Origin of the sequence: Pelotomaculum sp. FP (assembly GCF_004369245.1) — a bacterium.
Lineage (GTDB): Bacteria > Bacillota > Desulfotomaculia > Desulfotomaculales > Pelotomaculaceae > Pelotomaculum_C > Pelotomaculum_C schinkii.
Genome location: NZ_QFGB01000001.1, coordinates 98,610 through 117,737, shown reverse-complemented (window position 1 = coordinate 117,737; position 19,128 = coordinate 98,610). Strand labels below are relative to the sequence as shown.

Annotated in this window: 19 protein-coding genes; 18 read left to right on the top strand and 1 reads right to left on the bottom strand. The window is 50.1% G+C overall.

What is annotated here, in order from left to right; all coding sequences use genetic code 11:
• The first annotated feature begins 150 nt into the window (after positions 1-150).
• The 8 genes from spoIIGA (at position 151) to Psfp_RS00480 (ending at position 9,685) form a co-directional block, all read left to right on the top strand.
• On the top strand, positions 151-1,068 hold the full coding sequence (gene spoIIGA, locus Psfp_RS00520) for a sigma-E processing peptidase SpoIIGA (RefSeq protein ID WP_134216588.1): 918 nt from the start codon (positions 151-153) through the stop codon (positions 1,066-1,068).
• 59 nt (positions 1,069-1,127) lie between these two features.
• Entirely contained in the window at positions 1,128-1,835 is a 708-nt protein-coding gene (gene sigE / locus Psfp_RS00515) for an RNA polymerase sporulation sigma factor SigE (protein WP_134216649.1), read from the top strand.
• Between the two features lie 194 nt (positions 1,836-2,029).
• Complete coding sequence (sigG, locus tag Psfp_RS00510) at positions 2,030-2,803, top strand: RNA polymerase sporulation sigma factor SigG (RefSeq protein ID WP_134216587.1); 774 nt, start codon at positions 2,030-2,032, stop codon at positions 2,801-2,803.
• A gap of 436 nt (positions 2,804-3,239) precedes the next feature.
• The gene (locus Psfp_RS00505) at positions 3,240-3,521 is read left to right on the top strand and encodes a YlmC/YmxH family sporulation protein (protein ID WP_134216586.1); all 282 of its coding nucleotides are present in this window, start codon (positions 3,240-3,242) and stop codon (positions 3,519-3,521) included.
• A gap of 215 nt (positions 3,522-3,736) precedes the next feature.
• Entirely contained in the window at positions 3,737-4,195 is a 459-nt protein-coding gene (gene nrdR / locus Psfp_RS00500; RefSeq protein WP_134216648.1) for a transcriptional regulator NrdR, read from the top strand.
• A 20-nt stretch (positions 4,196-4,215) separates the two neighbouring features.
• Positions 4,216-7,641, top strand: coding sequence for an anaerobic ribonucleoside-triphosphate reductase (gene nrdD / locus Psfp_RS00490; RefSeq protein WP_192895206.1), 3,426 nt, complete (start codon positions 4,216-4,218; stop codon positions 7,639-7,641).
• Between the two features lie 100 nt (positions 7,642-7,741).
• Positions 7,742-8,248, top strand: a complete 507-nt coding sequence (nrdG, locus tag Psfp_RS00485; RefSeq protein ID WP_134216585.1) for an anaerobic ribonucleoside-triphosphate reductase activating protein — start codon at positions 7,742-7,744, stop codon at positions 8,246-8,248.
• A 333-nt stretch (positions 8,249-8,581) separates the two neighbouring features.
• On the top strand, positions 8,582-9,685 hold the full coding sequence (locus Psfp_RS00480) for a BsuPI-related putative proteinase inhibitor (RefSeq protein ID WP_134216584.1): 1,104 nt from the start codon (positions 8,582-8,584) through the stop codon (positions 9,683-9,685).
• Positions 9,686-9,785: 100 nt separating this feature from the next.
• Here Psfp_RS00480 and Psfp_RS00475 read toward each other — a convergent pair whose 3' ends face one another.
• Positions 9,786-10,010 carry a zinc ribbon domain-containing protein gene (locus Psfp_RS00475; RefSeq protein WP_134216583.1) on the bottom strand — a complete coding sequence of 75 codons (225 nt, stop codon included), beginning with the start codon at positions 10,008-10,010 and terminating at the stop codon, positions 9,786-9,788.
• 187 nt (positions 10,011-10,197) lie between these two features.
• On the opposite strand from Psfp_RS00475, the gene Psfp_RS00470 reads away from it, so the two are divergent.
• The 10 genes from Psfp_RS00470 to Psfp_RS00425 all read left to right on the top strand — a co-directional run bounded on the left by Psfp_RS00470 (position 10,198) and on the right by Psfp_RS00425 (position 19,005).
• On the top strand, positions 10,198-11,754 hold the full coding sequence (locus Psfp_RS00470) for an MBL fold metallo-hydrolase (RefSeq protein ID WP_134216582.1): 1,557 nt from the start codon (positions 10,198-10,200) through the stop codon (positions 11,752-11,754).
• Entirely contained in the window at positions 11,741-12,589 is an 849-nt protein-coding gene (gene pgeF, locus Psfp_RS00465; protein ID WP_243120400.1) for a peptidoglycan editing factor PgeF, read from the top strand. The genes Psfp_RS00470 and pgeF overlap by 14 nt, the downstream gene beginning before the upstream one ends.
• Positions 12,590-12,618: 29 nt before the next feature.
• Complete coding sequence (locus Psfp_RS00460) at positions 12,619-13,335, top strand: response regulator transcription factor (protein ID WP_134216581.1); 717 nt, start codon at positions 12,619-12,621, stop codon at positions 13,333-13,335.
• A complete protein-coding gene (locus Psfp_RS00455) occupies positions 13,329-14,723 on the top strand; it encodes an ATP-binding protein (RefSeq protein ID WP_134216580.1) in 1,395 nt (464 codons plus the stop codon). The genes Psfp_RS00460 and Psfp_RS00455 overlap by 7 nt, the downstream gene beginning before the upstream one ends.
• 144 nt (positions 14,724-14,867) lie before the next feature.
• Positions 14,868-15,848, top strand: coding sequence for an HlyD family efflux transporter periplasmic adaptor subunit (locus Psfp_RS00450; RefSeq protein WP_153189484.1), 981 nt, complete (start codon positions 14,868-14,870; stop codon positions 15,846-15,848).
• A 62-nt stretch (positions 15,849-15,910) separates the two neighbouring features.
• Complete coding sequence (locus Psfp_RS00445; protein WP_134216578.1) at positions 15,911-16,597, top strand: YggS family pyridoxal phosphate-dependent enzyme; 687 nt, start codon at positions 15,911-15,913, stop codon at positions 16,595-16,597.
• A 72-nt stretch (positions 16,598-16,669) separates the two neighbouring features.
• Positions 16,670-17,092 (top strand): cell division protein SepF, encoded by a 423-nt coding sequence (locus tag Psfp_RS00440; protein WP_134216645.1) that lies wholly within the window; start codon positions 16,670-16,672, stop codon positions 17,090-17,092.
• A gap of 21 nt (positions 17,093-17,113) precedes the next feature.
• Entirely contained in the window at positions 17,114-17,944 is an 831-nt protein-coding gene (gene proC / locus Psfp_RS00435) for a pyrroline-5-carboxylate reductase (RefSeq protein WP_134216577.1), read from the top strand.
• A 12-nt stretch (positions 17,945-17,956) separates the two neighbouring features.
• Positions 17,957-18,220 (top strand): YggT family protein, encoded by a 264-nt coding sequence (locus tag Psfp_RS00430; RefSeq protein WP_134216576.1) that lies wholly within the window; start codon positions 17,957-17,959, stop codon positions 18,218-18,220.
• The gene (locus Psfp_RS00425; RefSeq protein ID WP_134216575.1) at positions 18,217-19,005 is read left to right on the top strand and encodes a YlmH/Sll1252 family protein; all 789 of its coding nucleotides are present in this window, start codon (positions 18,217-18,219) and stop codon (positions 19,003-19,005) included. The genes Psfp_RS00430 and Psfp_RS00425 overlap by 4 nt, the downstream gene beginning before the upstream one ends.
• Positions 19,006-19,128 lie beyond the last annotated feature (123 nt).

Here is a 19,128-nt window from a genome sequence, read left to right as displayed (position 1 = left end):
GACAAATTCCCAGGTGCCCCTGGTGTTATAATAGACATGGCTCTAATAATAACCAGATTGTCATAAAGTTATAAAAAGAGAATTATACTGGTAGCATAGGAAGATTTATATTTTAAGGCAGTTATTTTTTGGGGCCGGGGGTCTTACTTGATGCCGGTTTATAAGGTCTACCTCGACCAGGTTTTCCTCGGCAACTTGGTTATGAATTATGCCATACTGTGGGCTGCCGCCAAACTCAGCCGGGTTCCTGTCCACACTGCGCGTTTGGTTGCCGGGGCGGCGCTGGGGGCTGCATATGCTCTGGCGGTCTTTATTCCCGGAGCAGGCTTTCTGCAGTCGGTATGGTTTAAGACCGTTATTTCCGCGGGAATTGTAGCGGTGGCCTTTTCCCCTGTAACCGTCAGGATGTTCCTGACCTGTCTGGGGTGCTTTTTCCTGGCTTCCTTTACCCTGGGGGGGCTGGCTATAGGAATAATTTTTTACCTTAATTCCGGCCGCTTGTCAAGCTGGGACGGCATTGGCAAAGTAATTGAAGGTAATTTTTGGCCGGGTATATTATTGGGACTAATAGCTCTTTGGGCAGCGGGCAGGGGTTTTGCGGCGCTCCTCAAAAAAGGCAAATTTGAAAACCTGTTCAGGATTCCTATCTTAATCAATTCCGGAGGCAAGCAGGTTAGGGTAGAAGCCCTCCTGGACACCGGGAACCAGTTAAAGGACCCCCTGACTCAGAGTCCGGTAGTGGTAGTGGAGTACAACAGCCTGAAGTCTCTTCTGCCTGAACAGGTCCAGGCCGGTCTTGAGCGGGACGGGGAAGCGGATATCTGGAACATTTTAGGTTCTTTAAGCGAAGGCAGCCTCAGCTCACGCTTTAGCGCAGTGCCCTTTCAATCCCTAGGACGCGCCAACGGGATGATGCTGGGTTTTCGCCCGGACGAGGTAGTTATTGAGAGGCAAGGGAAGTTGGCCAGACCTGGCCGTGTGGTGGTGGGCATATACCGTAATAAGCTTGATCCGGAAGGCTCTTATCACGCTCTGCTAGGACCAAATGTACTGGAACTGACCGGTTAACCGGTATATAATTGCCGAGGTTAGGGGGGATTGGTTTGTCTTTAGGGTTCTTTGGCCGCATGAGGTGGCTTGTATACCTGGCCGTGCTCCGGCTGTTGGTCAGGCTCGGCTACCGCCCAAGGGTGTTTTATGTGGGTAGCAGTGAAGCGCTGCCTCCGCCATTAACCACCGACGAGGAATCCTTCCTGATTAACCGGCTGGAGTCAGGCGACGCGGCGGTAAGAAGCATATTGATAGAGAGAAACCTGCGCCTGGTGGTTTACATCGCACGCAAATTTGAAAACACCGGGGTGGGTATCGAGGACCTGGTTTCCATCGGGACCATCGGCCTGATTAAAGCGGTAAATACATTTGATCCGGCTAAAAAGATCAAACTTGCGACATATGCTTCCCGCTGCATAGAAAATGAAATTTTGATGTACCTGAGAAGGAACAATAAGACTCGCGCCGAGGTGTCTTTTGACGAGCCGTTGAATATTGACTGGGACGGCAACGAACTCCTGCTGTCCGACGTTTTGGGTACGGAAAACGATGTTATTTATAAATATATTGAGGACGAGGTTGATAAAAAGCTTTTGCACCTTGCGCTACAAAAGCTGACCGGCCGGGAGCGCAAAATTATGGAGCTCAGGTTTGGCTTGAACAACGGGATGGAAAAGACACAAAAAGAGGTGGCTGATATGCTGGGTATTTCTCAGTCATATATTTCCAGGCTGGAGAAAAGGATCATCAATAGACTTAAAAAGGAAATTCACCGTATGGAATAAAGGGCGTCAAAAGGTGGAAGAGCTTGGCCAAGCTTGATTTTTCCAGAAAGCCGGGTAAGTATAACGCCTAACGGTTTTCATGTAACCGGGGCGTTTTTGTTTGCCCGGAGTAAATGTATATTTCAATTTTCCCATGGAAATAATGTGACTGGAAGCGAAACGCATCAGAACGAAAAAGAGGTGGTCAGCCTTTTATGCTGGTGAATAAGGTGGAGATCTGTGGTGTTAACACATCAAAGCTCCCGGTACTGACAGGCAGCCAGATGAAAGTTCTCTTTGAAACTATGCACAAGGGAGACCCCTCCGCCAGACCCCAGTTGATCAACGGCAACCTTAGACTTGTACTTAGCGTTATCCAGCGCTTCACAAACAGGGGAGAGTACGTGGATGACCTCTTCCAGGTTGGTTGTATAGGCTTGATGAAGGCTATTGATAATTTTGACCTTAGCCAGAATGTAAAGTTCTCCACCTATGCGGTACCGATGATTATCGGAGAAATCCGCCGTTATCTTAGAGACAATAACCCTATCCGGGTAAGCCGTTCCCTGCGGGATGTCGCTTATAAAGCGCTCCAGGTAAGAGATACACTCGTTAACAAGCACTCACGGGAACCTTCTATCAATGAAATCGCCGTGGAATTAAAAATGCCCAGGGAAGAAGTTGTTTTTGCCCTGGATGCCATCCAGGAGCCAATTTCCCTGTTTGAGCCGATTTACCATGACGGCGGCGACCCGATTTTTGTCATGGACCAAATCAGTGACGAGAAAAACCAGGACTTGAACTGGTTGGAGGGTATAGCTATCAGGGATGCCCTGAGAAAGCTCAGCGACCGTGAAAAGTTAATCCTCAGCCTCCGTTTTTACGAGGGGAAAACCCAGATGGAGGTGGCCGAGGAAATCGGCATATCTCAGGCACAGGTGTCACGACTGGAAAAAGCAGCGCTCAGCCACATGCGCAAGCATATATAAGCCTACCCGGAAGCAGTGGGACGGTTCTTTTGCTTCCCTGAAAATAGCTGCACAACTGTTCAGCCCACAGAGCGAATCCAAAATACAAGGTGCTAATTAATATGCAACATAGCATCGCAGCAGCTTGGCCTAAAATGTAGGTACGAATTCATTCGCACAGACCCACAAGGAATGCAATAGAAATCCCTTAAACTGCTACGCAGTTTTTGTGCGATTGAAATCGCTGAAAATGAAGGTAAAGCCATTTTTCATAGACCCGATAGGGATGCAGTTATATACCTGTGCCCTACGCCCTACGGCTTACGCCTAGTAACTACGGGTGTCAAATTTAATCGCATAGTAGCTTTTGACCGGCGGCTATTTTTTAGCCGCTTAAATTATTTTTTGTTCAGATGCAGGTTATTTGAACATATAAATATGATAGGGGGTGGCATGGATGGTAAAGATATCTGACCTGCGGGCGCGGGAGATAGTTAACATAGTTGATGGACGAAGGCTTGGCTTGATTAAGGACATCGAGATAGACATGGAGGAGGGACGGGTTACCGCCTTCATCCTGCCTGGTGATGGTGGTGGCGGCAAGTTCCTGGGCTTTCTTGGCAGAGAAGAGGAGCTTGTTGTTCCGTGGGAAAAAATCAAAAAAATAGGTATGGATGTAATTTTAGTTGAGGTCAACAACTTTTCTGATCCGAGGCATGAGTTTAAGATCAATTATTAGATTAGAAGGGAAGAAATAATCCAAAAGTGCAAAAGAGTAAATGTGAAGCTGGGTGGGGGAGCATATGCTCCCTAAATTATTTTTTTGGAATTGTTTACCGTTGGGTGTCTATTATCAATATATAGTATAATCTTAAAAGGCTCGTCCACTATATTATGTGTTTTCGGGCGGGGCCGGAGGGTTTGTTAAATACAGTCCGGGAGAGTGAGATTCCTATGATGTGCCCGTATTGCGCTTATGCCGACAGCAGGGTATTGGACTCCCGTCCTACTCTGGAAGGCAATTCGATCCGTCGCCGGAGGGAATGCGGCGGCTGCGGCAAACGGTTTACCACTTATGAAAAGGTGGATGAGCTGCCGCTCATGGTGGTAAAAAAAGATGGACGCAGGGAAGCGTTCAACCGGCAGAAACTGCTCTCCGGTCTGGCCAAGGCATGCCAAAAGCGTCCGGTTTCCACTGCGCAACTCGAAGCTGTGGTGGAGTTGATTGAAAGAGAGCTGCGCAATACCATTGAAAGGGAGGTAAGAAGCCATTATATCGGAGAACTGGTGATGAACCACCTGCGCGGGCTTGACGAGGTCGCTTATGTCCGTTTTGCCTCTGTTTACCGGGAATTCCGGGACGCTGAAAGTTTTATGGAGGAGTTAAAAAATCTTCTCAAGAAGAATGGCTAGTTGAAAGGGGACCGGGATTCATGTTTAAGACCATCCAGAAGAGGGACGGACGGATAGTTCCATTTGACGAATCTAAAATAACCGACGCTATCTTTAAAGCTGCCATGGCCGTGGGCGGAGAGGATCGCCAGACTGCCATGGAGCTTACCATAGAGGTGCTGAAGCTCTTGAAGAAGCAGTATAACGGCAACCTCTTCGGGGTGGAGGACGTCCAGGACCTTGTGGAAAAGGTGCTTATTGAAGCGGGACATGCCCGCACGGCCAAGGCCTACATACTTCACCGCGACAGGCGGACGCGCATGCGGGACGCCAAGGGCGAATTAATGGACGCGGTGGAGGAGATCCTTGAGGAAACCAACCGGGAAAACGCCAACATCAGCAATTCTCCCTCGGCCAAGATGCTTCAGATAGCCAGCGCCGCCAGCAAGAGGTATTACCTGACCAGGCTTATCCCCGAGGAGATGTCTCTGGCCCACCAGCGCGGAGACCTGCATATACATGACCTCGACTTCTACGGAAAGACTTTGACTTGTGTGCCCGATTTTGAGTATACACTGATACGCGACAGCCAAGGTGAAGTTAAAAGAGTAAAATTTGATTTCTTTAATTGCTTAATTGATAAGTTGGATATAAACGTTAATGTGATCGAGGGGGCTGAGGTATTAGATCTAGATGGTTACCAAATACTAGGCCGCTCCGGTTGGACCAAGATTAATAGTGTTATGCGGAGAAAATTACGTGAGGGAGAGAATTTATATAGGATTAAAACCAGGAAGGGACTGCCGTTGCATTTAACTGGAGAGCATAAGGTCCCTGTTTTAAGATTTGGAAAAGAAATATTAGTTCAGGCCAAGAATATCAAAAAGGGGGATCAGTTGCTTAATGGTGCACGGGAGTTCGAAGAGTCTTCGGAAATACCTGTCTTAGATTTATTTGTTGCAAAACGAAAAGAAATTCCCTATGGTATAACAATTAGAAATGCACAGAAATTGATTCACTGGTTACGTTATAAGTACGATGATTTTAAATTCAAGCTGACCGTTGGAACCAAACAAAGCTCAAAGGGCGGCAATTTTTTAAGTGGAGACGAGTATGCCAAACTAGCTGAAACTTATTATATTCCGTATGAAGTTAAGCAGCAGCTAACGGTTACTACCACAAAAGGAAACAAGAGTTTACCGGCTTACCTGCCTATTACGCCTGAATTGATGAGGCTGTTAGGGTATATTCTTTCCGAGGGACATATTAATATAGCAACATCAAACAGATCTATAGCTATAGTTAATCAGAGCCCTGATATACAGGCTGATATTGAACACTGTGTTAATAATGTCTTTAATGATCGTACAACGGTTTTATATACAAGCAACCTTAGAGATAAACAAAAAGGCAGGTTGTTAAATGGCTCAGTTTATACAGCCTTGTTTCGGTATGTGTTAGGTGCAAAGACAAATGCATTTAATATTGATATACCCAATTTTGTCATAAACGCTTCTACCCAGCTAAAAGCCCATTTTCTACAGGGCCTTTTTGATGGCGACGGACATTATGGTGAAAAAAGAATTGCATATAGTACAGTATCGGAACAGCTTGCCAGAAAGTTGTCATTGCTGCTTCAAAGCATTGGAGTGGAAACCACCTTATACCACAGGGAGACCAAGGGGACGGGTGTAGTTGTCAATGGAAACGTTGTCACTACTAGGAATTATGATAGTTATACCCTAAATATCCTTGAAACTGTTAGTCTCCAAAATTTCTTTGATAAAGTTCAATCGCTTAAGGATAATTCTAAGACGAAGGATTATGCTTTTTCTGTTCCAGGAAGGAATTTGTGTCCGCAGGATGTGGTAGCAGTAGATGAGGTAACAGGTTATGATCGCTACGTATTTGACCTCGAAACTGCGGAGCACTGGTTTACCGTTAATGACTATGTTGTTCACAACTGCCTGCAGATCCCTCTATACAAGCTCCTTTCGGAAGGGTTTAACACCGGGCACGGCTATATCCGGCCGCCAAAGCGGCCGACAACGGCTACCGCTCAGGCTGCAATAATATTGCAGAGCTCCCAGAACGACATGCACGGTGGCCAGTCGTATGCATTCTTTGATCGTGACATTGCTCCTTTTGTTCAGGAAGCATCGGACTCAGAAACCTATCAGGCCATGGAGGCTTTAATTCATAACCTTAACTCTATGCACAGCAGGGCCGGCGCGCAAGTGCCCTTTTCAAGCCTGAATGTCGGTACCGAGACCTCCGAACCTGCCCGGCGGGTAGTGAAGAACCTTCTGCTGGCGTACGAGGCCGGTCTTGGTCACGGTGAGAACCCCATCTTCCCCAATATCATCTTCAGGGTAAAAGATGGAATAAATTATAATCCCGGCGATCCCAACTACGATCTGTTCAAGCTGGCTCTCAAGGTGGCGGGCAGGCGGCTGAATCCCACCTTCAGTTTTATGGATTCCTCTTTTAACAGGGAGTACGGCGACCAGGTCAGCTATATGGGCTGCCGCACCAGGGTGATGGCCAACCGGCGGGGGCCTGAGGTGACCGACGGCAGGGGCAACCTGTCCTTTACCACGATTAACCTGCCGCGTGTGGCGATTATGGCCGAGCGGGATCTCTCCGATTTCTACCGCAGGCTTTCAGCCATAATGGGCCTGACCGTCCGCCAGTTATATCACCGTTACGGTGTGCAGTGCAAGCTGAAAGTCAAGGATATGCCCTTTATCATGGGACAGAAACTATACCTGGAATCGGAAGCACTAAAACCCGACGATCCTATTGAAGAGGCCATCAAACACGGTACACTTTCCTTAGGTTTCATCGGCCTGGCCGAAGCCCTCACCGCTCTTACCGGGCGCCACCACGGTCAGAGCGAGGAGTCGCAGGCTCTGGGCCTGGAAATAGTAGCTTTCATGCGCCAAAAAATAGACGAGGCCGCGGCGGAGTTCGACCTCAACTATACCCTGCTGGCCACTCCGGCCGAGGGACTGTCCGGGCGCTTTGTGAATTTGGATCGCAAGGAATTTGGGTTGATTCCCGGTGTCACCAACAAGGAATACTATACCAATTCTTTCCACGTACCGGTGGATTTTCCGGTGTCCAGTTTCGATAAGATCCTTCTGGAGGCTCCGTACCATAAATACTGCAATGCCGGGCACATCAGCTATGTGGAGATGCCTTCGCCCCCTGTGCACAACCTGGAGGCCGTTGAGACCATCATCAGGCACATGCATGATCACGACATGGGTTACGGGGGCATCAACTACCCGGTGGATTTCTGCGTTGGCTGCAACCTTACCGGGGTATTTAATGAGGACAACTGTCCACGCTGCGGTTCGGCCAACATCCGGCGGGTGCGCCGCATCACCGGTTATCTAAGCACTACTGATCGCTTCAATGACAGTAAGTTAGCCGAACTTAAGGACCGCGTCACACATAGATGAGGACAGGTCGTAGGGCGTAAGGCGTTGGGCGTAGGTATATACTGCATTTCTATGTGGTCAAGGGATAAGGATTAGCTTTTTAAAGAGATGTGGTGAATAAATGGAATTAAGAATAGCGGGGATCATCAGCGAAAGTGTGGTGGACGGGCCGGGCTACCGTTTTGTAGTCTTTGCGCAGGGTTGCAGGCACGCTTGCCCCGGCTGCCACAATCCACATACCTGGGATCCGGCAGGCGGTACCGCCGTCAGGGCGGAGGAGTTGCTGGAACAGATTAAGGCCGCCAGGATGCTCAAGGGGATTACCATCACGGGCGGGGAACCATTTCTCCAGCCGGCGCCGCTGGCCTGGCTGGCGCGGGAGGTTAAAAAACTGGGACTGGATGTGGTCACTTACTCAGGGTACACCTGGGAAGACCTGCTGGCAATGTCGCAGAAGAAGAAGGATGTAAAAGAACTGCTCCTTGGCTCAGACTACCTGGTGGACGGTCCTTTTATCCTGGCGGAAAAGGATCTGGAACTTGCCTTCCGTGGATCGAGTAACCAGAGGATACTGGACGTGCCCCAATCTCTCCAGACGGGCAGGCCGGTAAAAGCTTATTTTTCTTGAAATGAATTTTTAAGCGGGTACGTCTAAAATGACTGTACCCGCTGTTCAATTTCATGCAGGAGACCTAAAGTTGTGTATGTACCAAGAATTTATCTAAATACCTTAAAGAGTATGAATCAGCCAGTGTTCTTTGTGGTTTCATCGCAATAGACCCATAAATAGCCAATAATATCATTCTATATGGATATATATGGTTATTATGTCATGGTTTATCCGCTCTCTTCCTAATACACCACACTACACCTGATTATTACTATTCGAGTAACCTTTTTCTTTATACAGCAATAGAATAAAAAAAATGTTTCTATAATGTATTAGGAAGGAGTGAAATGAATGGCTATAAGCTACACGGTGCAGACAGGCGACACATTGTTCCTGATCGCTCAGCGCTATGGTACCACCGTAGAAAGAATAGTACAGGCTAATAATCTTGCCAACCCCGACGTGATTAGTATTGGCCAGGTTCTTACCATCCCCGATGTTGGGGATAATGTTGAGGGAGAAGGCATAACCCAGGAGGTGGGTAGCGCAAACGAATCCAGGAGTATAGGAGGGCTTCTTTATACCTTATCAACCGACAGGAGGACATATGGGCAGGGTGAATCAGTAAGAATCACCCTTACCAAGAGAAATATAACGAATAGGACCATTGTGCTCCGCTACAGGACCACGCAACGGTTTGAATTTGTAGTAAGACGAGGGACAGAGCTGGTCTGGAGATGGTCTGACGGCCGGAGTTTTGCCCAGGCAACGGCCACGGTTAGACTGGCGCCGGGTGAAAGCCAGGTGTTTCGGGCTACATGGAACCAGAGGAACACCCGCGGACGGCAGGTTGCTTCCGGGAGCTACACCATCGAGGGTAGGAATGTGGCAACAGGCCTGGCTGGCCAGGCGGTATCTACCAGTATTAGAATCCGGGGGGTAGCGCCGACTCCCACGGCTACGCCTTGTCCCGACGTCAACATCCTGGTAAACCCCAGTTTTGAAAGATGGCCTAACCCGCAATCACCGCCTACCGGTTGGACCGGCAGCAACCTTAGCCGCAGCACCCGCTCCCTTACCGGCAACTACGCTGTGGAGATGGGCGCGGCCAGCGGAGAGAGAGCTGTTCTGGCCCAGAGAGTGGATATAGAGGCAGGCAGATTATACGACCTGATTTGGCGGGCTGCGGAACATGTCAGGGGTATTGGCGCCGGCAGGTTTGTCCTGTTGGTAGAAATTTTTTATTATGACCGGGCCGGCACTTTTGTAGGCAGGACTGAACCCAGGTACTCGCAGGAGAATATTCCGAATGACCGGTACCAGCGCTACAGCATCTCCACCGGACGCGTCCCGGCGGGAGCCAGGGTTGCCGAGGTCAGGTTTAGTTTTGAGCCGTCTGGTAATAACACAAATACGGTACTGATTGATGATGTGGAACTCCGCTGCCGTTTTTAGAGGAATTTAAGGAATCTAATTGGCAGCATGTTGGCGGAGTGTAAGTTTACTCTAATGGTATGAGCGAAAGGAGACAGACATTCTGCCTCCTTTACTGTTATTACGAATGACCGCAAGAGCTGCAGTTGCCCGAGCTGCAAGAGCCGCATTTTGAGCTCGAGCTCCTTCCACCGCCTGCTCCAGCAGCGAAAAAGGAAGACATTACGCGGGTGAGACCAAGCTTTTCGCATTGGGGGCACTTCAGGTTTCCCCCGCTTTCCCCAATCGGGCACATTTTTTCCATGCGGCTGCCGCAATTGCCGCACCTGAACTCATAGATAGGCATTTCAGACATCCCTCCTGTGGGTCTTACCTTACTTGAGAGTTGCGAAACGACACTTTTAGATTAAGCCCGGCTAATCCCTGTGTCAAGAGCGCTCCAGACTTTTTGTCGATAAAAAGAGGGTTTTTGCATGCAGGAGGGGAATATTTTTAGGTTAAACGAAATTAATCTAAACCACGGAGGATAACTGATGAAACTGCGATTTCTTGGGGCGGCAGGTACGGTAACCGGCTCATGTTTTCACTTGGAAACCGCACAGTCAAGCATACTGGTTGATTGCGGCTTGTTCCAGGGTACTAAAGATATCAGGGAACGCAACTACGGAAGCTTCCTGGTACCGCCTCGTAATATAGACGCTGTCCTGATTACCCATGCCCATATCGACCATTGCGGCCTATTTCCCAAACTGGTGAAATATGGCTTTCAAGGCAGGGTATACGCCACTTACCCTACTGTTGAGCTCATGAAGGTGCTTTTGCCCGACTCCGGCCATATCCAGGAGATGGAAGTTGAGCGAAAAAACCGCAAAAACCGCCGTGCCGGCCGTCCGCTGCTGGAGCCCATTTACACTGTCAACGAGGCCTATCAAAGCCTTTCAAACCTGCAGGGTGTCGGGTATAAAGAGAGTATCCAGGTTGCGCCGGATATACGGGCGCGTTTCGTGGATGCCGGTCATATTTTGGGTTCGTCCATGATCGAACTTTGGGTTCAGGAGAACGGCAAGGAGATTAAGTTGGTTTTTTCCGGTGATATCGGTAACAATGAGCAGCCCATTGTTAAAGACCCTTCCACCATTGACACAGCCGACTACCTGATTATGGAATCAACTTACGGAAACCGCCTGCACCATGAGCCGCAGGATGAAATAGAACTACTTCGCGAGGCTATCCAGGATACTTATCAAAAAGGCGGCAACTTGATTATACCTGCCTTCGCGGTAGAGCGTACCCAGGACCTTTTGTATCATTTAAGCTTGTTGATTGAACAAAATAAGATCCCTCCCATGCCCGTATATATTGACAGCCCTCTGGCTGCGGCTGCCACCGGGATATTTCAAAACCATCCGGAGTACTACGATCAAGAGACATCCGATTTGATCAACAGGGGCGGCAGCCCTTTCCAGTTTCCCGGCATTAAATTCACCCAGACCGCAGAGGAGTCCAAAAGCCTGAATAATATTAGCAGGGCTATAATCATTTCCGCGAGCGGTATGTGCGATGCCGGCCGGATCAGACACCATCTCAAGTATAATCTCTGGCGCCCGGAAAGCACGGTGCTTTTTGTGGGCTACCAGGCGGAAGGCACCTTGGGCCGGCAAATTGTGGACGGGGAGAAAAAGGTGCGTATTTTTGGAGATGATATAGCTGTGAAAGCCGATATCAGATTTATAGATAGTTATTCAGCCCATGCCGATCAGGCCGGACTGATCGCCTGGGTCAAGAAATTTAGCGTGCCACCGGGGGAAGTCCTATTGGTGCATGGTGAGCCGGAGTCTACCAACACCCTGGCCGGCCTGTTGCGGGCGGAAGGTTTGAAGGTGACCGTACCGGAATGGCGGCAGGTTTTGGAACTGCTTCCGGGCAGCTATATGAAGGCCGCTCTTGACCCGGTTCACACGGCTATCTTCGCCCTGGATGAAAAAATTAAAACAGCTCTGGCGGCAGGTATTGAAGAATCGCGCAAGGATGAACTCCTGCGCCGGATTGCGGAGCTCCAGCAATTTGTTGAAGAAAATGCAAGAAAATAGCCCACAGGAAAAGGGGTCAAAGGTATTGCCGCTCACCTTTCGAAACAATATGCAGTTTTTTGTCTTTCGTCATTTTGAGGCTACCGGCCTGGTTGTACACGGGTTTACCACCCGTAACGGCGGTGTCGGCAGTGACCCGTATGGTTCACTAAACACAGCTTTTCACGTCGGTGATGATCCGGAAAACGTTAGGGCCAACCGTTTAAACGCCTGTAAAGCTCTGGCTATAAACCCGGGCGCCCTGGTAGCTGGAAAGCAGGTGCACGGGGACAACGTTGCAGTTGTTGATGGCAAGGACATGGGCAAAGGAGCTCTTTCCTACGTGGATGCCCTGCCGGACACCGATGCTCTGGTGACAGGTACCCGGGAGGCGCCGCTGTCAAGCTACTATGCCGACTGTGTACCCATTTTCCTGCTTGATCCGGTCCGCAAAGTTGTGGCTCTGGCCCATGCGGGATGGAAGGGAACAGTTCTAAAAATCGGTAAGAAGACAGTAAACAGGATGAGGCAGGCTTTTGGCACAGACCCCGCGAAGTGCCTGGCCGGGATCGGCCCTTCTATCGGTCCCTGCTGTTATGAGGTGGATGATCGGGTGATCGTCCCTTTGCGGCAGGAGTTTCCCTGTTTTTCTGATTTTATTGAGGCACGCTCACCGGGCAGGTGGCGCCTGAACCTGTGGGAGGCCAACCGCAGGACACTTTTGGAGGCAGGGCTATTGCCTGCAAATATCGAAACAGCTTCCATTTGTACCTGCTGCCATCCCGAAACCTTCTTCTCCTACCGTGCTCAAAATGGTACTACCGGCCGGATGGCGGCCTTGCTTATGCTCAAATAATCAAACTATTGTTAGAAAGGAGATGGGGTATGTCCAAGATACTGGTTGTGGACGACGAGAAAAATATACTGGAACTGGTCCGCTTTAACCTGGAAAGGGAAGGCTATCAGGTTTTAACATCTCTCGACGGTATGAGCGCCCTGGGACTGGCCCGCAGCGAGACCCCGGATTTAATCCTCCTTGATATCATGCTGCCTGAGATGGACGGTCTCGAAGTCTGCCGGGAACTGCACCGGGACCCCCTCACCAAGGATATCCCCATTGTTATGCTGAGCGCCAAAGCTGACGAACTGGACCGGGTGTTGGGTTTGGAGATGGGCGCCGATGACTACATTACCAAACCTTTCAGTCCGAGGGAACTGGTAGCGCGGGTCAAGGCCCGGCTGCGCCGGAGTCCCCGGGGGGAGGGCAAAACCGGGGAAGTCCAGACAGCGGGACGGATGGATTACGGGAGGATGCTCATCGATGAGGAGCGTTTTGCCGTTTACATCGACGGTGTAAAACAAGAATTTACCTTGAAGGAATTTGAATTAATCCGTTTCCTGGCCCGCTACCCGGGCAAAGTTTTTTCCCGGGACCAGCTTTTAGAGCAGGTCTGGGGGTACGACTACGCGGGTGACTCGCGTACAGTTGACGTCCATATCCGTCATATCAGGCAAAAACTCGAACAGCTCCCCCAGGGGGATCACATTATTGAGACGGTCCGCGGGGTTGGGTACCGGTTTAAGGAGGGCGCCATATGTTAAATAGGTTGGGCGCGCTCTGGCGCCTGGGCTGGAGTCCGATAGCCAGCTATTTTATTCTTCTGCTGGTTTTTTTCGCCCTGGCCCTGCTTACTTCAGCTAACCGGCTCAACCTTTGGAGCGCGGTCCTCGTGGCCTTTTTGTTTTCTACCGTTTTGGCTCTGATCATGTATGCAAGGTTAATCAGCCCTCTGGAGGAAATGGCCAGTATTGCCCAGGATATGGCCAGAGGCAACCTGGAGCAAGAAATCAGAATCTTTGCACAGGATGAAATCGGTGACCTGGCGCGCTCCATCAATTATATGGCCAGGCAGTTGAAAACAAACATTGACGATATAATCGCTGAAAAAAACAGGATCCAGGCGATCCTTGCCAGTATGGCCGATGGGGTGATAGCCATGGATCCCTGGGGACGCGTAATCCTGGTTAATCCGGTGGTGGAAAAACTTTTCGGGATAACCCAGGAGGCCAGCAGGGGTAAAAATATACTCCGGATTATCCGCAACAACGAATTGGAGAAAATGATCAATCATGCTCTTGAAACCGACCAGCCGATAGATAAACTGGTGGAAATTCAGACCCCGGATCCTTTCATATTTTATGTTAACGTAACCCCCCTCAAAAATGTCGGGGCCGAGCAGGGAGGGTTGGTGGCTGTTTTAAAAGATATTACGGAACGCAAAAGAGTTGAGGAGATGCGCAGCGATTTTGTCGCCAACGTCTCTCATGAGCTCAGGACCCCCCTTACATCTATCCGGGGATTTGCTGAGACCCTGCTGGATGGAGCCGTGGAAGACCCCAAAGTTGCCAGGCCGTTTCTGGAAATTATCAATACTGAAACGGAGCGGCTGTCCAGGCTGATTGACGAACTTTTAAACCTTTCTAAAATAGAGGACAAAAGGGCTATCCCCAACTGGCAGCCCTTGAATATCGGTAACTTGATTGACAGGGCCGTTACCATTCTGAAACCAAGGGCCATAGAAAAAGAAATTACCATTGAGGTTGAAGCTTCTGAAACCATTCCGGTCTTTGAAGGCGATGCGGATATGATGTGCCAGGTCCTGATTAACCTTATCGACAACTCGATTAGCTATACCCAGTCCGGTGGTGAAATCCACATCAGAGCTTCTGCCGGGGCGCATGAATTAAAAGTGGATGTGCAGGACAATGGTATCGGAATTCCACAGGAAAGTTTGCACCGTGTTTTTGAGCGTTTTTACCGGGTCGACAAGGCCAGGTCGCGTGAACAGGGAGGCACAGGTCTCGGTCTCTCCATTGTGAAACACATCATTGACGCCCATCATGGAACAGTACAGGTCGAGAGTAATTTGGGCGTGGGCAGCACTTTTTCATTTGTACTGCCTTTAGCCATACCCAACCATAGTGAGTAGCCTTTATATATTTTCTTATCCCGGATAAAACTTCAGGGATTATTGTTCAGCGTGAAGTATTTATTGCCGTTAATTTTAAAAAAGCGCTAATCCGGCGCTTTTTTACGCAGGAATTGCCTTTCTACCGTCGAATAAACTTTCCATTTGAAGGTAAAATACACGCCTATGAAAAGAGATATGTCTGCCCCGAAGTCTGCTAAGCGGAGGAGGCGACGGACGGCTATATTTCGCAGGGGCGCCGGCTTACTCGTGTTGCTCCTGGTATTGGGTTTTGTCTTCTGGGGACGGTTTGTCGCAAAGGTCTCAAATGTTCAGTTTCTGACCAGGCAGGAGGTAGCCCAGGTCGTTGCCCTGGAAGGAATATTGCTTAAAAACGAAATTGTGCTCCGGGCCCCGGTTGGGGGAAAGCTGCACCTTGCCGCTGCCGATGGAGACCGGCTGGAAGCCGGCGCCAAAGCTGCCCAGGTCTTAGCGGTGCAGCAGGAGGTCGGTGGAGAAACCTATGATATCGCAACACCTGTTGCAGGTATTTGCTGCACGCACCTGGACGGATTGGAGCAGATCCTCTCTCCCGACAGTATAGACGTATTAGGTATTCCAAAATTTGAAAAAATAGATGACAAAGCCACTTCTGAGGGAGTCCGGGTTGAGAAGGGACAGCCGGTCTTAAAGATTATCGATAACCTGAGCCCGGTGTATATCTATGCGGAGACGCCCAAGTCGTATTTTCCGGACTTGAAGATAGACAAGCCCACCTGGTGGGAGGCTAACTGGGAAGGTTCAGCTCTTTCGGTCAAATCACTCAAAGTGTCGGACAAAGGTGACATGTGGGCGGGATACTTCATGTTGCCGGCTTACCCGGATCAGTTGCTGCATCAACGTACAATACGGTTAAATATCACCGCTCGTACTCTTAAAGGCTTTCTTGTTCCACAGAGGGCGATCGTTTTTCGGGGAGAGCAACCCGGTATTTTCCTCTCTATCAAAAAGAAGGCCTACTGGAAACCGGTCACCATTGAAGGTGAACTGGAAGGTATGCTGGCTGTATCCGGGCCGGGATTGACCGAAGACAGCCGTTATGTAAATAACCCCTTGCTGGCCAGGGAGGAACACTGGATCGAATAGGCGCCCTGTTCAAAAGGCCGGGCCTGCAGGGGGCTGATCTAAAAACCAAGGAGTTAGTTCATTTGGATGTTGTAAAGAATCTAAGAAGGTTGCAGGAGCGTATTGTTACGGCAGCCATGCGAGCCGGCCGCAATCCCGGCGAGATTAAGCTGGTAGCTGTAACAAAGACTGTTCCGGTTGAGAAAATTAAGGAAGCACTGGACTGTGGCGTTAACCGGCTGGGAGAAAACAGGGTTCAGGAGTTCCTGAACAAGTACCAGCAATTGCCGCCAGGGGTTGAATGGCATTTTATCGGTCACCTGCAGACCAATAAAGTAAATAAAATAATCGGCAAAGTACATCTAATCCATTCCCTGGACCGTTGGGAGCTGGCCGAGGAACTCCACCAGGCGGCCATTAAGAGGGGCCAAGTCGCCAAAGTGCTGGTGCAGGTAAACGTGGCAGGAGAAAAATCCAAGTACGGCCTCGCCCCATCTGAAACCGTGGATTTTGTCGCTTCTGCTACGGGACTGGCGGGACTTTCCGTGGAGGGGCTGATGACTATCGCGCCCTGGTCGGTAAACCCGGAAGAGGTCCGTCCGGTATTCAGGCAGTTGAAGGATATAGCACGAAAGGTTGAAGACAGGGCGCCAGGCTCAAAGATGGACTACCTTTCCATGGGCATGTCTGGAGACTGGGAGGTAGCAGTTGAGGAAGGGGCCAATATCCTGCGCATCGGAACGGCTGTTTTTGGTGAGCGGGATGTTTAAACTATATACATTAAATTATTTACGGGAGGGAAGACAGTGGCCGTCAAACTTGTAGATAAAGTACTTGGCTTCATGGGCTTTGAGGATGAAGACATCGACCAGGAGGAAAAACAGAATCGCGAGGAAGTCCAGGAGGAACCGGGTTGGCAGAGAAAAAGGGATAGAGATAGAGAAAAGAGTACTGTGGTCAGCCTGCAGCACGCTCAGCGTCAGGTAAGGGTGGTTGTGGTTGAGCCCCGGTCTTTTGAAGAGGTCAAAGAAATTACCGACAACTTGAAGAACAGGCGTCCGGTCATCCTGAACCTGGAACAGGCCGACGCCGAACTGGCGCGGCGGGTGGTTGACTTTGTCATGGGGGCCACCTATGCTTTAAGCGGCAGCCAGCAAAAAGTGGGTAACGGTGTTTTCCTCTTTGTGCCCGCCAATATGGATATCGCCAATGAGTTAAAAGAGGGCAACCGTGAAAAAGGAATTTTTTCCTGGGTGCGTTCATAAACTGCGTAAGGAGGTAGTACCGTGCCTTTGCGAGATCAAAAAATAGGCTTTTTAGGCGGGGGCGCTATGGCTGAGGCTTTAATTACCGGCCTTTTGCGTTCAGGCCTGGTGGAGCCCGCCTCTGTCTATGCCAGCGACATCAGTGCCGCCAGGCAGGAATACCTGGAACAAAAGTTTGGAATTAAAACAGCGGATAATAGCTCTGTTGTGAGCGCGGCCGATATTGTAGTCCTGGCTGTCAAGCCACAGGCAATATCCGGTTTATTGGAGGAGATAGCTCCCGCAGCTCGCCCCGAACTAACTGTCGTTTCGGTTGTGGCGGGTATATCCACAGATTTTATTGAAGGCTTTTTCAAGGCTCCCGTTCCGGTGGTGCGGGTGATGCCAAATACCCCCTGTCTGGTAGGTGAAGGCGCCAGCGCGTTATCCCCCGGCAAGTTCTGTTCGCAGCCAAATATGGATAAGGCGCTGGCAATTTTAAAGGCTTCCGGTCAGGCGGTGGTAGTTGATGAGTCGATGATGGACTGTGTAACAGGCTTAAGCGGCAGCGCACCGGCTTATATGTACCTGATTATGGAAGGGTTTATTGATGGCGCGGTGCGGCTGGGACTCTCCAGGGATGTCGCCAGGGTTTTAACCGCCCAGACCATGCTGGGGTCGGCCAAAATGGTTTTGGAAACCGGCGAGCATCCGGCCAAACTGAAGGACATGGTCACGACACCGGGCGGGACGACCATTGCCGGACTTTATGCGCTTGAGGAGGGGGCGCTGCGTTCCGTTCTGATGAAAGCGGTGGCTGAAGCGGCCTTGCGCTCCAGCCAATTGGCTCCCGGAAAAAATAGCAAAACTTAGTGTGAGGTGGACATGGGGATTATTATTACGGCTGTTAATGTGGCCTTTCAAGTATATATGTACCTGTTAATTATTCGCATCCTGCTTTCCTGGGTTCGCCATAATCCGTATCAACCTCTCATCCGGTTTATTTATGAGGTAACCGAACCCTACCTGAATGTTTTTAAGCGTTTCATCCCACCCTTTGGGGCTGTGGACTTCTCCCCCATCGTGGCCTTTTTTGTATGGCACCTCCTTTGGAACCTCGTGAATAAAATTTTAATAGCCTTGTTATGAAACCGGATCGCGAAAAACTCCTGGCCCACGCTTCTAACGGGGAGGAGCGGGCCATCCTGGCCAGGACACTGGACCAGGCCGAAACAGTGCTCAAAAGCGGCCGCACCCAGGTTACTGATTTCTTGGACCCGTACCGGACGGGCCTTATCATATCTGTAGTTCAGCGTTTAGAACTGGTGGCTGCGGCTGATGGTGGTTACCCGGGCGCCGAACGGAAGAGGGTGGCCATCTGCCTCAATGGCGTTACCCCGCTGCCGGAAGAGTTTAATTTAGGTTTTATGGTGATCAAAGGCAATTTTAAACACTGCAGGGCCACACACCGGGATTTTCAGGGAGCCCTCCTGGGACTCGGGCTGAAAAGGGAAAAGTTTGGGGACATCCTCATGACCGGGGATAACGCCAACGTGGTGGTGGCCGGGGAAGTGGTCCCATATATCCTGACCAACCTGCACAAAGTGGGTCAGATCGGAGTGTTGGTGTCCGAGCTGGGACAGGATGATTTTCAGCCTCCGGCAGTCAAATACCGGGAAATCAAAGCTACTGTTTCCTCATTGCGCCTGGATGCAGTGGCGGCAGCTGGTTTTGGAACATCCCGCTCCAAGATGGCGCGGGAAATTGAAGCAGAGCGGCTAAGTATTAACTGGCGCGTATGCCCGGATCCTGCCGCACTTGTAAAAGAGGGTGACGTGCTTTCCGCCCGTGGTAAAGGCCGGGTAATTGTTGAATCTGTCAAGGGTCCGCTCAAAAGCGGCAGGACAGGGGTCCTCCTGCACAGGCTTGTTTAATCAAAGGCCTTTGGTACTTTAGACACGAAAAACATTTCAACCGTATACGTGGCGCCGCGATAGCGGCGTGTGGAATAACTCTGAAAATAACTGTACAGCTGTTCAGCCCACAGAGCGAATCCA

Excerpts from the sequence above, each read along its gene's own strand:
- Psfp_RS00430 (WP_134216576.1), top strand. The coding sequence starts at position 17,957 with ATGGGGATTATTATTACGGCTGTTAATGTGGCCTTTCAAGTATATATG.
- Psfp_RS00470 (WP_134216582.1), top strand. The coding sequence starts at position 10,198 with ATGAAACTGCGATTTCTTGGGGCGGCAGGTACGGTAACCGGCTCATGT.
- Psfp_RS00455 (WP_134216580.1), top strand. The coding sequence starts at position 13,329 with ATGTTAAATAGGTTGGGCGCGCTCTGGCGCCTGGGCTGGAGTCCGATA.
- Psfp_RS00505 (WP_134216586.1), top strand. The coding sequence starts at position 3,240 with ATGGTAAAGATATCTGACCTGCGGGCGCGGGAGATAGTTAACATAGTT.
- Psfp_RS00480 (WP_134216584.1), top strand. The coding sequence starts at position 8,582 with ATGGCTATAAGCTACACGGTGCAGACAGGCGACACATTGTTCCTGATC.
- Psfp_RS00440 (WP_134216645.1), top strand. The coding sequence starts at position 16,670 with ATGGGCTTTGAGGATGAAGACATCGACCAGGAGGAAAAACAGAATCGC.
- nrdR (WP_134216648.1), top strand. The coding sequence starts at position 3,737 with ATGATGTGCCCGTATTGCGCTTATGCCGACAGCAGGGTATTGGACTCC.
- Psfp_RS00460 (WP_134216581.1), top strand. The coding sequence starts at position 12,619 with ATGTCCAAGATACTGGTTGTGGACGACGAGAAAAATATACTGGAACTG.
- pgeF (WP_243120400.1), top strand. The coding sequence starts at position 11,741 with ATGCAAGAAAATAGCCCACAGGAAAAGGGGTCAAAGGTATTGCCGCTC.
- Psfp_RS00475 (WP_134216583.1), bottom strand. The coding sequence starts at position 10,010 with ATGCCTATCTATGAGTTCAGGTGCGGCAATTGCGGCAGCCGCATGGAA.
- sigG (WP_134216587.1), top strand. The coding sequence starts at position 2,030 with ATGCTGGTGAATAAGGTGGAGATCTGTGGTGTTAACACATCAAAGCTC.
- nrdG (WP_134216585.1), top strand. The coding sequence starts at position 7,742 with ATGGAATTAAGAATAGCGGGGATCATCAGCGAAAGTGTGGTGGACGGG.
- Psfp_RS00425 (WP_134216575.1), top strand. The coding sequence starts at position 18,217 with ATGAAACCGGATCGCGAAAAACTCCTGGCCCACGCTTCTAACGGGGAG.
- sigE (WP_134216649.1), top strand. The coding sequence starts at position 1,128 with ATGAGGTGGCTTGTATACCTGGCCGTGCTCCGGCTGTTGGTCAGGCTC.
- spoIIGA (WP_134216588.1), top strand. The coding sequence starts at position 151 with ATGCCGGTTTATAAGGTCTACCTCGACCAGGTTTTCCTCGGCAACTTG.
- nrdD (WP_192895206.1), top strand. The coding sequence starts at position 4,216 with ATGTTTAAGACCATCCAGAAGAGGGACGGACGGATAGTTCCATTTGAC.